The organism is Cellvibrio mixtus subsp. mixtus J3-8 (assembly GCF_000766945.1).
GTDB classification, from domain to species: domain Bacteria; phylum Pseudomonadota; class Gammaproteobacteria; order Pseudomonadales; family Cellvibrionaceae; genus Cellvibrio; species Cellvibrio mixtus_A.
Genome location: NZ_KN266210.1, coordinates 61,922 through 75,237, shown reverse-complemented (window position 1 = coordinate 75,237; position 13,316 = coordinate 61,922). Strand labels below are relative to the sequence as shown.

General features: G+C 48.2%; 13 protein-coding genes. 8 read left to right on the top strand and 5 right to left on the bottom strand.

Going from position 1 to position 13,316, the window contains the following annotated elements:
- Positions 1–17 precede the first annotated feature (17 nt).
- Entirely contained in the window at positions 18–1,685 is a 1,668-nt protein-coding gene (locus A596_RS15295) for a hypothetical protein (RefSeq protein WP_039916368.1), read from the bottom strand.
- Positions 1,686–2,062: 377 nt separating this feature from the next.
- Here A596_RS15295 and A596_RS15290 point away from each other — a divergent pair, with 377 nt between their 5' ends.
- Entirely contained in the window at positions 2,063–2,800 is a 738-nt protein-coding gene (locus tag A596_RS15290; RefSeq protein ID WP_039916632.1) for an MlaA family lipoprotein, read from the top strand.
- 84 nt (positions 2,801–2,884) lie between these two features.
- Here the strand turns inward: A596_RS15290 and A596_RS15285 are convergent, their stop codons facing one another.
- The 4 genes from A596_RS15285 to A596_RS15270 form a co-directional block, all read right to left on the bottom strand.
- On the bottom strand, positions 2,885–3,193 hold the full coding sequence (locus tag A596_RS15285; RefSeq protein ID WP_039916367.1) for a PilZ domain-containing protein: 309 nt from the start codon (positions 3,191–3,193) through the stop codon (positions 2,885–2,887).
- Positions 3,194–3,400: 207 nt separating this feature from the next.
- Positions 3,401–3,724 carry a ferredoxin FdxA gene (fdxA, locus tag A596_RS15280; protein WP_039916366.1) on the bottom strand — a complete coding sequence of 108 codons (324 nt, stop codon included), beginning with the start codon at positions 3,722–3,724 and terminating at the stop codon, positions 3,401–3,403.
- Positions 3,725–3,952: 228 nt separating this feature from the next.
- Positions 3,953–6,613, bottom strand: a complete 2,661-nt coding sequence (gene mutS / locus A596_RS15275; RefSeq protein ID WP_039916365.1) for a DNA mismatch repair protein MutS — start codon at positions 6,611–6,613, stop codon at positions 3,953–3,955.
- A 161-nt stretch (positions 6,614–6,774) separates the two neighbouring features.
- Positions 6,775–7,740, bottom strand: coding sequence for a sulfite exporter TauE/SafE family protein (locus tag A596_RS15270; RefSeq protein WP_039916364.1), 966 nt, complete (start codon positions 7,738–7,740; stop codon positions 6,775–6,777).
- Positions 7,741–7,997: 257 nt separating this feature from the next.
- Here A596_RS15270 and A596_RS15265 point away from each other — a divergent pair, with 257 nt between their 5' ends.
- The 7 genes from A596_RS15265 to tadA all read left to right on the top strand — a co-directional run bounded on the left by A596_RS15265 (position 7,998) and on the right by tadA (position 13,290).
- Positions 7,998–8,636: a peroxiredoxin gene (locus A596_RS15265; protein WP_039916363.1), complete on the top strand. Its 639-nt coding sequence runs from the start codon at positions 7,998–8,000 to the stop codon at positions 8,634–8,636.
- A 118-nt stretch (positions 8,637–8,754) separates the two neighbouring features.
- Positions 8,755–9,312 (top strand): hypothetical protein, encoded by a 558-nt coding sequence (locus A596_RS15260; protein WP_039916361.1) that lies wholly within the window; start codon positions 8,755–8,757, stop codon positions 9,310–9,312.
- A gap of 230 nt (positions 9,313–9,542) precedes the next feature.
- Positions 9,543–10,187 (top strand): pyridoxamine 5'-phosphate oxidase, encoded by a 645-nt coding sequence (pdxH, locus tag A596_RS15255; RefSeq protein WP_039916360.1) that lies wholly within the window; start codon positions 9,543–9,545, stop codon positions 10,185–10,187.
- Positions 10,188–10,289: 102 nt separating this feature from the next.
- Positions 10,290–11,276: an NAD(P)H-quinone oxidoreductase gene (locus tag A596_RS15250; protein ID WP_039916357.1), complete on the top strand. Its 987-nt coding sequence runs from the start codon at positions 10,290–10,292 to the stop codon at positions 11,274–11,276.
- 14 nt (positions 11,277–11,290) lie between these two features.
- The gene (locus A596_RS15245) at positions 11,291–12,490 is read left to right on the top strand and encodes a CaiB/BaiF CoA transferase family protein (RefSeq protein WP_039916355.1); all 1,200 of its coding nucleotides are present in this window, start codon (positions 11,291–11,293) and stop codon (positions 12,488–12,490) included.
- On the top strand, positions 12,491–12,760 hold the full coding sequence (locus A596_RS15240; protein WP_039916353.1) for a DUF1653 domain-containing protein: 270 nt from the start codon (positions 12,491–12,493) through the stop codon (positions 12,758–12,760).
- Entirely contained in the window at positions 12,757–13,290 is a 534-nt protein-coding gene (gene tadA, locus A596_RS15235) for a tRNA adenosine(34) deaminase TadA (protein WP_459542206.1), read from the top strand. Before A596_RS15240 ends, tadA begins: the two co-directional genes overlap by 4 nt.
- The last annotated feature ends 26 nt before the right edge of the window (positions 13,291–13,316 follow it).

The window sequence follows — 13,316 nt, the reverse complement described above, 5'->3', positions numbered from 1 at the left end:
TTAATGTGTGAACTCAATTAAAGGCCAACGGTCCAGCCAGCAACCCAATCGTTGGTTTCAGACGCAGCACCGAGGTGAGTCGGGTTAACAAAGAAGGTGCTGGTTCCGGTAGCAGGTACAGCGCCAGCCTGGAAGCTATCTGCCAACTTGCTTACGTCGAACAGTGCAACTGGGACTGCTGCTGTAGATGCGTCGGTGATAGCAGCAAGGGTCAAGTACGCTTTATCGTTGGTGGCGGAGCCTTTCAACACGTTAACTGGTAATTGGTTTGCAGCAGTAATTACAGTGTTGTTGCTGTTGATGGCGGTGTTAGCCAACCATGCAGCCGTAGTGAAAGTGCCATTCGCCGGATCTACTTTAGATTGGGCTACACCACCGGTTCCTGCGAACAGGTTGCTTTTGGCAACAGACCAACCATCATTTGCACCTTTGATAGTTTGTGGGCCTTCAGTATCGTTGAAAGTGAACAACGCTTTTGACGCTGCGCCAGTAGCGTTGGAAGTGATTACGCTGTTGTACAACTCGATGAAAAAACCTTCACGAATCAGCAGGCCCAACGAGTCGCCGTCCGGTGATGGGGTAGTACCCTGGTTTTTTGCCACGTTATTGGTAACGCAAGTCAAGTTGGAAACACGTACTTTGGTTAACGGCGTTATATCGTCAGCACGGCCAGTACCCGTGTTATCTGCTTCGATACAGTTGTTGCCACCTACACCGGTCGGGTGCACGGACAGCGCGAACTGAATGTTACCTACATAGCCATCGGTGAAGTCGAACGCATCATCCGAAGTACCAACAGCAACCAGGTGTTTAGCGTTTACAGCACCGCCGAACCATTCGAATGCATCGTCCTGGGCAGCGTAAGATTGAACGTAGTCAAGGATAGTTTTTGAACCAACTGCGTTCAGGGTGATTGCATTTAGTTCGTTACCTTCAACAACTTTGTAACCAGCATGTTTAACAATGACATACTTCAAAACGCCTGAGCTTTCTGCGTTGTTGTTACCGCCGTAAGTTCCTGGCAAACCTTCAGAAGTGATGTGGCAACCATGTACGTTATTAGCGGTTGGTTGACGTTGGATATCGGTACACTTATTGGTTTTACCGTTGCCGTTAATCTGGATTCCGCCCCACAATCCGCGGTCAGAAATAGTCGCAGCGTTATCACGCAAATCTTTTACACCAGAGAAAATGATAGGTTTGTCCTTGGTGCCTTCCGCAATAATTTTTGAACCGCGGGCGATACGTAAATAGTCTTCACCGCGCTCGAAGCCGATTTTTGCACCGGCAGCAACAGTAAGCGTTGCTCCTTCACCTTCTTGTGGAATGCGCTTACCTGCAGATGCAACGTTATTGTCCACATCTTCACCGATAAATAACGAACCCTGGAAAATATGCGCACCGCCATCCGCCAGTTCAGGGATAAAGAGGCTGACTTTTAATTGCTTGGCACTGGAAGCAAACGTCGTGTTATACACACAGTTCTTGCCACTGACAGTACCTTGCAGTTTCTGGCCATCTTGCTCGTACTGAGCACAAGGATTGGTGGTTGGCGTTGGGTTCGCGGGGTTGTTAACGATGTTATCGCCAACGGTTGTGCTTGGATTCAAGTTAACATCGCCACCACCGCAGGCTACGAGCGCAGCAGCCATCACATTCATTGCAAAAATATTTTTCAGTTTCATGAGGTCACTCTCTTCTCAAGTTCACGGGATCAAAAAAGGGGAAATATGTGAACGCGCGGCTTTTGTGAATCGCATCCGCTTTTGCGTTTGTGGCGTCATTTTTGATGACAAATGTGAAGTTTGGACGACAGTTGTATGAAGCTTTTGTTGCGAAAAAATGTCAGTAATGTGTCAGCACAAGTTTGTTGCAATTTGTAACCGGGGAAGGCTTGCGAGGGTAAAGATGGTTGTTGAGCAGATATTGATTCGTTACAGTGTCGGACTACTTGACCGTTACTATTGGTGACGCATGTTTAAAATGTCGCTGCCTATTAACGATAGCGATGTATATCCAGGCTGACAGTATTTCACTGGTCGCCAACCATTCCAGGGATTTTATGAAACCTATCACCAAACCTATGTTATTGGCGTTAAGCTTCAGCCTTTTGGCTCCGCTTTCCAGTTTTGCCCAAGAGGAAAAACCTGCAGCTAACCCGGATCCGTGGCAGGGTTTTAATCGAGCCATGTTTAGTTTTAACGATACGCTGGACCGCTGGTTTCTGAAGCCACTGGCGAAAGGTTATAAAGCCGTAATGCCAGATCCATTGGAAACCGGCGTGGCCAATATTTTTTCCAATGTCCTTGAAGTACCCAATGTCATAAATGGTGTTCTGCAAGGTGACTTTAAAGGCGCAGGCCATGACACTGGCCGTTTGCTCGTTAATACCACGCTGGGAATTGGTGGCTTGCTGGATGTTGCCAAGTACATGAACCTGCCTGCGGATGAGCGCGAGGACTTTGGCCAGACACTGGCAGTTTGGGGAGTAGGGCAAGGGCCTTATCTGGTGTTGCCACTTTTAGGGCCAAGTACGGTACGCGATGGTTTTGGCAAGCCTATCGATTGGTATACCGATCCCACTAACTATATCGACCATGTACCCACTGACAACACGGTTAAAGGTATTTCCTTGTTGAATATCCGTGCACAACTGTTGCCACTTGAGAAAAACCTTACTGGTGACAAATATGTATTTATCCGCGATGTCTATTTGCAGCGCCGCGCTTATCTGATTAATAACGGCAGCGTTAACGATGATTTTGGTACGGAAGAGTTTGAGGAAGGGGATTTCGAATAATTTCGTAGCATCGAACCAGTGTTTACGGGAGACTCGTCCAGCAACGGCTACTGAATAGTAGCCGTTTTGCTTTTTGAACGATGATCAGGCCAGTATCTGGATAATTTCCAAGCCTAATACATGGTCGCCGGCGTCATTCACCGCTACACGGACAACACGTGTTTTGGCGCGTAAGGTAGGGTTGTGGCCATGGGCTGAGGATACCTCCACTTCGGCTTCTGTGCCCACCGCCAGGGGTTGTTTGGTTTCAACTTGCAAGCCGCCGCCACTCAGATCCAGGCATAAACCTTCAATAGTCTGTGACGCCGCTGCCAATTTGGCATTCAGGGGTGCGCCGATTTTCATCCGGATAAAATCGCGCTTTTCGCTGTAAGGCTTATCGTTAATCCCCATAGCTTACTCCTCGTTATTGATTGTTGTGCTCATTATCAGCCCTGCATTGCAATGCAGATTTCAAGGTCAATTTAAAACCTTTCTGAGTGTAGCACAGGGGACAAAATAGCCAGTGATCGGTTGGTCATTTCGGTAAGCCTGCGGCGAAGCAGCGAAAAACAGGCAAAAAAACCGCGCATTTTGCGCGGTTTTGGTATTCGAAGGTGATTAACGCTCCAGGTATTGCAGTTTGCCAGTAACACCATCCCACTCGGCATGGTCGGCAGGGGCCTCTTTCATCTCGGTGATATTAGGCCATACCTGGGCCAGTTCGGCGTTCAGCTCCAGAAATACCGCCTGATCTTCCGGAAGCTCGTCTTCCGAGAAAATGGCGCCTACCGGGCACTCGGGTTCGCACAGGGCGCAATCAATACATTCGTCCGGGTGAATCACCAGAAAATTGGGGCCTTCGTAGAAGCAATCTACCGGGCACACTTCCACACAGTCAGTGTGTTTACATTTGATGCAATTTTCCCCAACTACAAACGTCATAGGAGACTCCCACAAGTAACAGAATTCGATAGTCAATGCGCACTGGTATACGGCACAGCGCAAGAGCGCGCATTCTAAACAGCCCGGCCCGGTTTGGGTAGGCTTTTTGCCGTGAATAACCCGAGAAAAGCACTTCAAATTGCAGCGAAAAATCTGTAATTGAGAATATTTCTATTTAAGTGCTGATTTATCCGGGTATCTATCTGTGTGCACGCTTTTCCGTGCGTATTATTTTCCACGTGAATAAAGTTCTTTCAAACGATATAACTGCTCGAGTGCTTCGCGTGGAGAAAGGTTGTCAGGATTAATTTTTCGCAACGCATCCATTGCAGGATTCGGCAAGGTATCGAATAAACCTGATTGCAATGGTGATTCGGCTGCAACCGGTATTGCCGGATTTTCCGAAGCAGTTAGTACAGATTGCGTGAAAGCAGTTTGTTCGACGACGGGTGCAGCCACCGATTTAATCGAATGCGGGTGCTCACCATTTTCCAACAGATGTAATTGCTGCCGCGCTTCTTCTAATACAACCGTTGGAATGCCCGCTAATTTTGCTACCTGCAAACCATAACTTTTGCTCGCAGGACCTTCCTGCACTTTATGCAGGAACACAATATTATCTTTATGTTCGGTCGCATTTAAATGCACGTTTACAATGCCGGACACTGTTTCGGGCAGCGTCGTAATTTCAAAATAGTGTGTTGCAAATAATGTAAACGCCCGCACTTTTTCCGCGAGATGTTTTGCACAAGCCCACGCCAAAGACAAACCATCAAAGGTACTGGTGCCGCGACCAATTTCATCCATCAACACCAAACTGCGCGCAGTGGCGTTATGCAAAATATTGGCAGTCTCGGTCATCTCCACCATAAACGTCGAGCGACCACCGGCGAGATCATCTGATGAACCTATACGTGTGAAAATGCGATCAACAATTCCAATGTCTGCTGCTTGTGCCGGCACAAAACTGCCGATGTGCGCGAGCAGGGTAATTAGCGCCGCTTGCCGCATGTAAGTCGATTTACCGCCCATGTTCGGACCGGTGATGATCAACATATGGCGCTGCGGATTAAATTCCAGATCATTGGGAACAAACGGCGCGCTGGTCACTTGTTCTACTACCGGATGGCGTCCACCGGTGATATGAATTCCTGCGGTGAGCGATAATGCCGGTTTACAAAAACCAAGCGCATCGGCGCGTTCGGACAGTGTTGCAATCACATCCAATTCTGCAACGGCGTTAGCGGAATCTTGTAATGGAATTAATTCTGCATTCAATGTGTCAATCAATGCTTCATAAAGTGCCTTCTCACGTGCAAGCGCGCGGCTCTGGGCGGAAAGTGCCTTATCTTCAAATTCTTTTAATTCGGGTGTGATGTAACGCTCGGCATTTTTAAGCGTCTGGCGGCGAATATAATCTGCGGGTGCTTTTTCTGATTGTGCGGAAGTCAATTCAATAAAATAACCATGCACACGGTTGTAACCCACTTTTAATGTAGGAATACCGGTGCGTTCGCGCTCGCGAGTTTCCAGGTCCAATAAATATTGGCCGGCGTTAGTGCTGATGTTGCGCAAGTCATCCAACTCGGCATCGTAACCTTCTGCAATAACGCCACCATCGCGGATCACCACCGGTGGGTTTTCAATAATCGCGCGCGAGAGCAAACCAACCAAATCCGGAAATGTCGAAATTTGTTGTGCAAGATTTTTTAACTGCGACGATTTTTTACTGGCTAATTCATTTTGTAATTCAGGATAAGTTGCAATCGACATCAACAAACGCGATAAATCGCGCGGGCGCGCCGAGCGTAACGCAAGTCGCCCCAAAATACGTTCCATATCGCCGACGCGTTTTAAAATTCCATTAAATACTTCAAACGCATAATTGTGTTGTAATTCGGCAATTGCGTCCTGGCGGCCAATCAATAAATCCAGATCGCGCAACGGGCGATTCAACCAGCGACGCAACAGGCGGCTGCCCATACTCGTTGCAGCGCGATTTAATACCGAAAATAACGTGTGCTCATCGCCGCCATTTAAATTGGTATCCAATTCCAGGTTGCGGCGCGTAGCTGCATCCATAATTACTGCTTCATCACGATTTTCATGGGCGAGGCTGCGCACATGGGGCAGGGCTGTGCGTTGGGTTTCGCGCGCATAACTCAATAAACAACCGGCGGCGCAAATGGCAGTTTTTAAATGATCGCAACCAAAACCCGCAAGGTCTTTGGTCGCAAATTGCTGGATCAATAAACGCTCGGCTGTTTCCAGATCAAATTCCCACGGGCCGCGGCGGCGTAGACCTTTACGATTTTCTACGAGTGATGGCGTGGTGATGTGATCGCTAATTAATAATTCTGCCGGACTCAAGCGCTGCAACTCACCTAACGCCGATTCGAGCCCTTCCACTTCCAATACCAGGAAGCGGCCACTTGCCATATCTAACGAAGCGATACCAAATGTCTCGCCGGATTGATGTAGCGCCACCAATAAATTATCGCGACGTGAATCGAGCAACGCTTCATCGCTCACCGTACCCGGTGTAACGATACGCATGACTTTGCGTTCAACGGGGCCTTTGCTGGTGGCCGGGTCACCCACTTGCTCACAGATAGCAACAGACACGCCGGCCTTCACCAGTTTGGCCAGGTAGCCATCGGCGGCATGGAACGGAATTCCCGCCATGGGAATCGGTTCGCCATTCGATTTGCCGCGCGCGGTCAGGGTGACATCCAGAAGCTCCGACGCCTTTTTGGCATCGTCAAAAAACAGCTCATAAAAGTCCCCCATGCGATAAAAAACCAGCTCATCTTTATGCTGGGCTTTGATACGCAAGTATTGCTGCATCATGGGGGTATGGCTGTCATTGGCTTCGAGGGTATTGGACATAGGTGTAAACCGGGTAATCGTGGGTCAAAAAGAGGTCGTATTCTACGGGAAATCGGAGGAGGGTAAAGGCTGGAATTTAACGGGTTGTTTTGTGTACGGGAATGAAAAAATCAGGCAGCCTGGTGCTGCCTGATTTTTGAAATCGAGTGGGAAACCGGTTATCAACCGGCTAATGCTTTATACAAATTAAAAATCGAAATTCCGCTAATCAATAATCCCACCAAAATCAGCAAGGTTCTGGTCGAGAACTTTTTGCACGCATACGCGGCGAAAGGCGCAGCAAACAAGCCGCCAATGATCAGACCTGCAACCACATGCCAGATGGTTTCATCGACCAGGATGAATAAAGAAGCTGCACTGGTGAGCGTCAGGAAAAATTCGGCAAAGTTTACCGAGCCAATGGTGGTGCGCGGATCGTGACCTGTTCCTACCAGGGTTGTTGTAACAACCGGGCCCCAACCGCCGCCGCCAGAGGTATCCACAAAACCGCCGAGCAATGCCAGCTTGGCGACGTGTTTGGGTTCGCCTTTGCGGGTAGCGATATGCTTGCGGAAGGCTTTGCTCAATACATAAACGCCCATCAGTAATAAATAGACGGTGATAAACGGCTTGAGGGTTTTGCCATCAATTTGGGTAACCAGCAGTGCGCCGAGCAAGCCGCCGATAATCCCGGGAATCAACAGGCGCAAGAAAAGCTTTTTATCTACATTGCCAAATTTGGCGTGGGATATTCCGGATACGCCGGTCGTAAATACTTCTGCCATATGGACAGACGCGCTGGCTAATGCGGGTGATGCCCCGGTGGCCAACAGGAAACTGGTTGAGGTCAGGCCGTAAGCCATTCCGAGTGCACCATCGACAATTTGCGCTAATAAACCGACGAGCAATGCGTTCCAGAACATGGAATCGTCAAGGGTAGTTTTGATGCTGTCCACGCCTTCTTGCCAGCTGCCGCCAAAGAGATGGAACAAGCCCAGTACAACCAACCCGACCAGGGTAAGTGAAGCGAACCATACGGCGGTGCGGATGACAGGATGGAGCGGGATTTGTTCTACGGGAGGAAGGCCGAGGGCTTCATGCTCCTGGTTTACAGGGCTATCGGATAAATCGAGATCGCGGATTTTCATTATAAGGTCCAGTTGTCTGGTTTTTCATGCTCTTGCTTGGGCGCTTTGTTAGCGTGCTCGCATCCTAACCAGTCGCTTTAATCATTGGAAATACTAAGTTTTTATGTACTTATAACTTTTGGTGTGAGCGCATTTGGTTCTAAGCAAAGTCCAAAAAAATCCTTTTCGATCTTTGGCGGGCCGCCTACCATTAGCCCTCACTTACAAGTTGTTATTTCAACAGATTATCTGTCAATAAAAAGCCAAAGGAGGCGAGAATGAGCTTACGTTTAGGTGATGAAGCACCGGATTTTGTTCAGGAGTCCACTCAGGGCCCGATTAGTTTTCACCAATGGCTTGGCGATAGCTGGGGTGTGTTGTTTTCTCACCCGGCGGATTTCACCCCGGTGTGCACCACCGAATTGGGCCTGACTGCCAAACTGAAAGACGAATTTACCAAGCGCAATGTAAAAGCGATCGCGCTGAGCGTTGACCCGGTGGATTCCCATAACAAGTGGATCAATGACATTAATGAAACCCAATTGACCCAGGTGAACTTCCCGATTCTTGCGGACGCGGATCGCAAAGTCTCCAGCCTTTACGACATGATCCATCCGAATGCCAACGCGACCTTGACGGTACGTTCGCTGTTTATCATTGATCCCGCGAAAAAAATCCGTTTGATCATTACTTACCCTGCAAGTACCGGTCGTAACTTTGACGAAATCCTGCGCGTGATTGATTCCCTGCAATTAACCGAGCATCACAAAGTAGCAACTCCGGGCAACTGGAAGCCGGGCGAAGATGTGGTGATTGTCCCTGCGCTGCAAGATGCGGATGAAATCGCGCGCCGTTTCCCCAAAGGTTATAAAGCAGTCAAGCCATACCTGCGACTCACTCCCGACCCGCGTGGATAAACGTCGCGGTCATGCGCAAATTTCTATCTGTCACGGATAGAAAAATACATCGTTAAAAAACAAGGGCGCCGGATGCGCCCTTGTTTTTTCTGTTGGATTTTTTTTTTGGAAAAAACTGATGACAACAAAATACGTGGTAGATGCCAATTACCGTTTTATTGCCGCCTATCAGGAAGTGAATGCGCGTATTAACCAGCGACAGCAAGCGCTCGCACTCTATGTGACCTTAGTGGTGAGTTTGTTGGCAGCATTGGTCGCGCTCAAGCCCAGTGAAAGTAATGCGCAGGTGCCTATTGAATGGCTGTTGGCCGGTTTTCCGGTGGCTTCTATTTGCCTCGCATTTTTAAATTACAAGGCGGAGCGGGCGATATCCAATTTGCGCCGGTTTTTATCGGCACTCGAACAATTGAATGATGCCCATGAGCAGTTGCCGAGTTATAACACCCATGAGAAATGGTCCCAGAGTGCAAATAAAGCGCGGCGTTTCCACGACTATGCAGCAATTATCCTGGTAATTGGCGGTAATGTGATTGGCCTGGGTGCTGCTGCAAAAATATACCCTGAGCGTATTAGTGAAATGTCGATTGCATTGTGGCTTTCAATAGCGGCGGCGGTGATATCAGTTTTGCTGCTATTAATTACGCCTAAATGGAGCTACAAGCCGGATATTTCCTGAAACCTGTTGATTCCCTGTCCTCACGGTAGTCTGCTGCGATTTTAGCCATGCGCTGAAATACAGTACTATATGCACCTGAGCCTGAGTCCGTTGTTGAGTGCTAACAGTTAAGTACAAACACGCCGGATTCAGGCTTTCTTATTTTTTATCCCATACTGTTTGATAGCAGCGCAGAAAAGAATCGCCTTATATCTGCGTCTATTCACTGATCAATGTGGCGGGGCCGCGTTATGGAATTAAAACTCGAAGATTTTCGGCGCGAATATACGCAAGGTGGTTTGGACTTTGCAGATCTAGCGGCAAACCCGTTTGCACAATTCAACCTCTGGATGGAGCAAACCATAAAATCCGGCATTCCTGACCCCAATGCGATGACCATTGCAACGGTGGATGCAACAGGCCAGCCTTCGCAACGTATTGTGTTGTTGAAGCATATGGATGAAAAAGGTTTTGTGTTTTACACCAACCTGAATAGCCGTAAAGCGCAGGATTTAAAACAAAACCCGAAAATCAGTTTGCATTTCCCATGGTATTTCCTGGAGCGCCAGGTAAAAGTGTGTGGCGTGGCAGAGCAATTATCGACCGCGGAAGTGTTGAAATATTTTGTGACGCGCCCGCGCGATAGCCAGCTAGGTGCATGGGCATCACAACAAAGTAAACCTATTTCATCGCGCGCATTATTAATGCAACAATTCGAATCGATGAAAAATAAATTTGCCAAAGGCGAAGTTCCTCTGCCCGATTTTTGGGGCGGCTTCCGCGTGAAGCCCCATCAAATTGAATTCTGGCAGGGTGGTGCCGCACGTTTGCACGACCGCTTCGAATACAAATTGCAACAAGACCGCACCTGGTTAATCCAGCGCCTCGAACCCTGAGTAACACTAACGTAGGTTGGGTTAGGAACGAGTACAACGAGTTACGTAACCCAACAAGCAACGCATAACTTTTGCTAAATAAATTACCGTTAATTCGCAACCATGAAACACATAGCCACCCAAAATCCCGGTGATGCATCACAACTTTTTATCAGCGAAGGTGATGTTCCATTGCCATCAGCGAACAACGTTTTAATCCGCGTTCACGCCGCCGGTATTAATCGCCCGGACATTTTGCAGCGCCAGGGGTTGTATCCACCTCCGGCTGATGCATCGCCCATATTAGGGTTAGAAGTTGCCGGTGAAATTGTTGCCTGCGGTGCGAAAGTAACACGTTGGCAAAAAGGCGATAAAATTTGCGCGTTGGTCAATGGCGGCGGTTACGCAGAATATGTGGTGGCCCCGGAAACCCAGTGTTTGCCCTTACCTGAAGGTTTTTCTTACGTCGAAGCGGCAGCACTTCCGGAAACTTTTTTCACTGTCTGGCATAACTTATTTCAGCGCGCGCAATTAAAAACAGGTGAAACCTTATTAATTCACGGTGGTGCCAGCGGTATCGGCACCAGCGCCATTCAGTTGGCTCGCGCTTTTGGTGTAAATGTAGTTGCTACTGCGGGCTCGACTGAAAAATGCCGGGCGATAGAAAATCTGGATGCGACAGCCATTAATTATCGCGAACAGGATTTTGTGGCGGCGATAAAAGAATTAACCGCAGGTCAGGGCGCTAATGTGATTCTGGATATGGTCGGTGGTGATTACATTCAGCGTAATTTTTCAGCGGCGGCAAAAGAGGGGCGTATCATTAATATTGCGTTTTTAACGGGTAGTAAAGTTACTATTGATTTAATGCCATTGATGTTGAAACGTTTGACCCTGACTGGATCTACCTTGCGGGCACAATCAACGGAAGCCAAAGCGCGCATTGCGCAAGAATTGGAAGAACAGGTTTGGCCGTTATTAAATTCGAAAAAAATTAAACCGGTGATTGATTCAATGTTCCCGTTTGCTGAAGTGGTAAACGCGCATGAACGCATGGAATCGAATCGGCATATCGGCAAAATAATCCTGACTGTTAATTCGCCTCTTTGAAAGAGAAATTATGTATGAGTAATGCCCGTCGCCCCTTGGATGGTATTCGTGTTATTGAAATTGGCCAATTACTCGCCGGGCCTTTTGCCGGTTGTATGCTCGGTTATTTCGGTGCTGAAGTTATTAAAATTGAACCGCCTGAAGGCGATCCAATTCGCGGCTGGCGGGTATTGGAAAATGGCACTTCGCATTGGTGGCGCAGTATTGGCCGCAATAAAAAAAGCATCACTCTGGATTTAAAAAAGCCGGAAGCCCAAACAATCGCACGACAATTAATTGATAGTGCTGACGTTGTGATTGAAAATTTTCGCCCGGGCGTTATGGAGGCTTGGGGATTAGGGCCGGAAGAAATTAAAAAAACCAATCCCGGCATTATTTATGCGCGCATTTCCGGTTATGGCCAAACAGGCCCTTATGCGAGCAAACCCGGTTTTGCGTCAGTGTGTGAAGGTATGAGCGGATTTCGCTATGTAAATGGTTTCCCGGATCAAGCACCGGTGCGCCCCAATTTAAGTATTGGCGATACTATTTCCGGTATTCACGCTGCACTCGGGATTGCATTGGCGTTGCTGGAGCGCGAAAAAAATACTGACGGTACAGGGCAGGTGGTCGATGTGGCTTTGTACGAATCCATGTTTAATTTAATGGAGGCGGTAGTACCGGAATTTTCTGGTGCGGGTGTGGTGCGCGAGCCATCGGGAACTACGGTGACGGGGATTGTTCCTACCAATACCTATCGCTGCAAAAATGGAAAGTATGTAGTGATTGGTGGTAATGGCGATTCCATTTTCCAGCGCTTGATGGAAGTTGCCGGTCATCCGGAAATGGCGCGTGACCCGCGCATGGCCAATAACGCCGGACGTGTGCAACATGAATTGGAAATTGATAATGCACTTGCAGCCTGGTGTATGAGCAAAAACGCTGATGAGATTTTGCAATTGCTGGAAACGGCGCGCGTGCCTGCCGGGCCCATTTATAATGTGCAGGATATGTTTGCCGATCCGCATTTTAATGCGCGCGGTATGTTCGAACAGGTGGAGATCAATGGCAAGCCGTTGAAGATCCCGGCGATCCTGCCAAAACTTTCTGATACTCCCGGCCGCACTGATTGGCCCGGCGTGGATGTTGGTAGCCATACGCAAGAAATTTTACAGTCGGTATTACATTTATCGCCGGAAAAAATTCAGGAATTAAAAACATCAGGTGTTATTTAAATGGGTTTGAAACCGGGTTTATATCGCCATTACAAAGGTAATGATTATTTTGTGTTTCAAGTGGCAACGCACAGTGAAACGCGGGAGCCGTTAGTATTTTATCGCTGCTTGTACGGCGATTATTCCTGGTGGGTTCGACCACTGGAGATGTTCACCGAGTCGGTAGAAATTGCCGGTGAAACCATCCCCCGTTTTCGGTTGGTGCGAGAGCTTACAGCGGCAGAACAGGTAAATTATTTAGCTTCTGTGGTAGAAGAGAAAAGTTCGTGAGTAGTGATGAACAAAATATTGTTGTAAGTCCGGCACCGGAATTCCCGGCGGCAGATATTCGCTGGATGGAATATGCGATCAGTTTGGCGGCGAAAGGCGAGGCATTGGGTGAGGTGCCAGTGGGGGCTGTGATTGTAAAAGACGGCGCAATTCTGGGAGAAGGTTTTAACCAACCGATTACCGCCAATGATCCTACTGCGCATGCGGAAATTGTTGCTTTGCGGCAGGCGGCCAATCACATCCGGAATTATCGCTTAATTGATTCCACTATTTATGTAACCCTGGAGCCGTGCACTATGTGTGTTGGGGCTTTGGTGCATGCGCGTATTGCGCGGTTAGTATTTGGTACAACCGAACCAAAAGCCGGAGCGGTTGTGAGTAAATCACAATTATTAGATAACGATTATTTCAATCATCGCGTGGATTATTCCAACGGCCTGTTGGCTTCTCGATGCCAGCATCAGCTGAGTGAGTTTTTTGCATTGCGGCGCGCACAAAAACGGAAAGAAAAATTGGCGGGGCGCGAGTAGTTAAAAATTTTTCTTATCAGATAATT

Bases quoted from the DNA above. Each gene is read 5' to 3' on its own strand.
- A596_RS15245 (WP_039916355.1), top strand. From the start codon at position 11,291: ATGAGTAATGCCCGTCGCCCCTTGGATGGTATTCGTGTTATTGAAATT.
- pdxH (WP_039916360.1), top strand. From the start codon at position 9,543: ATGGAATTAAAACTCGAAGATTTTCGGCGCGAATATACGCAAGGTGGT.
- A596_RS15250 (WP_039916357.1), top strand. From the start codon at position 10,290: ATGAAACACATAGCCACCCAAAATCCCGGTGATGCATCACAACTTTTT.
- A596_RS15240 (WP_039916353.1), top strand. From the start codon at position 12,491: ATGGGTTTGAAACCGGGTTTATATCGCCATTACAAAGGTAATGATTAT.
- mutS (WP_039916365.1), bottom strand. From the start codon at position 6,613: ATGTCCAATACCCTCGAAGCCAATGACAGCCATACCCCCATGATGCAG.
- A596_RS15290 (WP_039916632.1), top strand. From the start codon at position 2,063: ATGAAACCTATCACCAAACCTATGTTATTGGCGTTAAGCTTCAGCCTT.
- A596_RS15285 (WP_039916367.1), bottom strand. From the start codon at position 3,193: ATGGGGATTAACGATAAGCCTTACAGCGAAAAGCGCGATTTTATCCGG.
- fdxA (WP_039916366.1), bottom strand. From the start codon at position 3,724: ATGACGTTTGTAGTTGGGGAAAATTGCATCAAATGTAAACACACTGAC.
- A596_RS15295 (WP_039916368.1), bottom strand. From the start codon at position 1,685: ATGAAACTGAAAAATATTTTTGCAATGAATGTGATGGCTGCTGCGCTC.
- A596_RS15260 (WP_039916361.1), top strand. From the start codon at position 8,755: ATGACAACAAAATACGTGGTAGATGCCAATTACCGTTTTATTGCCGCC.
- A596_RS15270 (WP_039916364.1), bottom strand. From the start codon at position 7,740: ATGAAAATCCGCGATCTCGATTTATCCGATAGCCCTGTAAACCAGGAG.
- A596_RS15265 (WP_039916363.1), top strand. From the start codon at position 7,998: ATGAGCTTACGTTTAGGTGATGAAGCACCGGATTTTGTTCAGGAGTCC.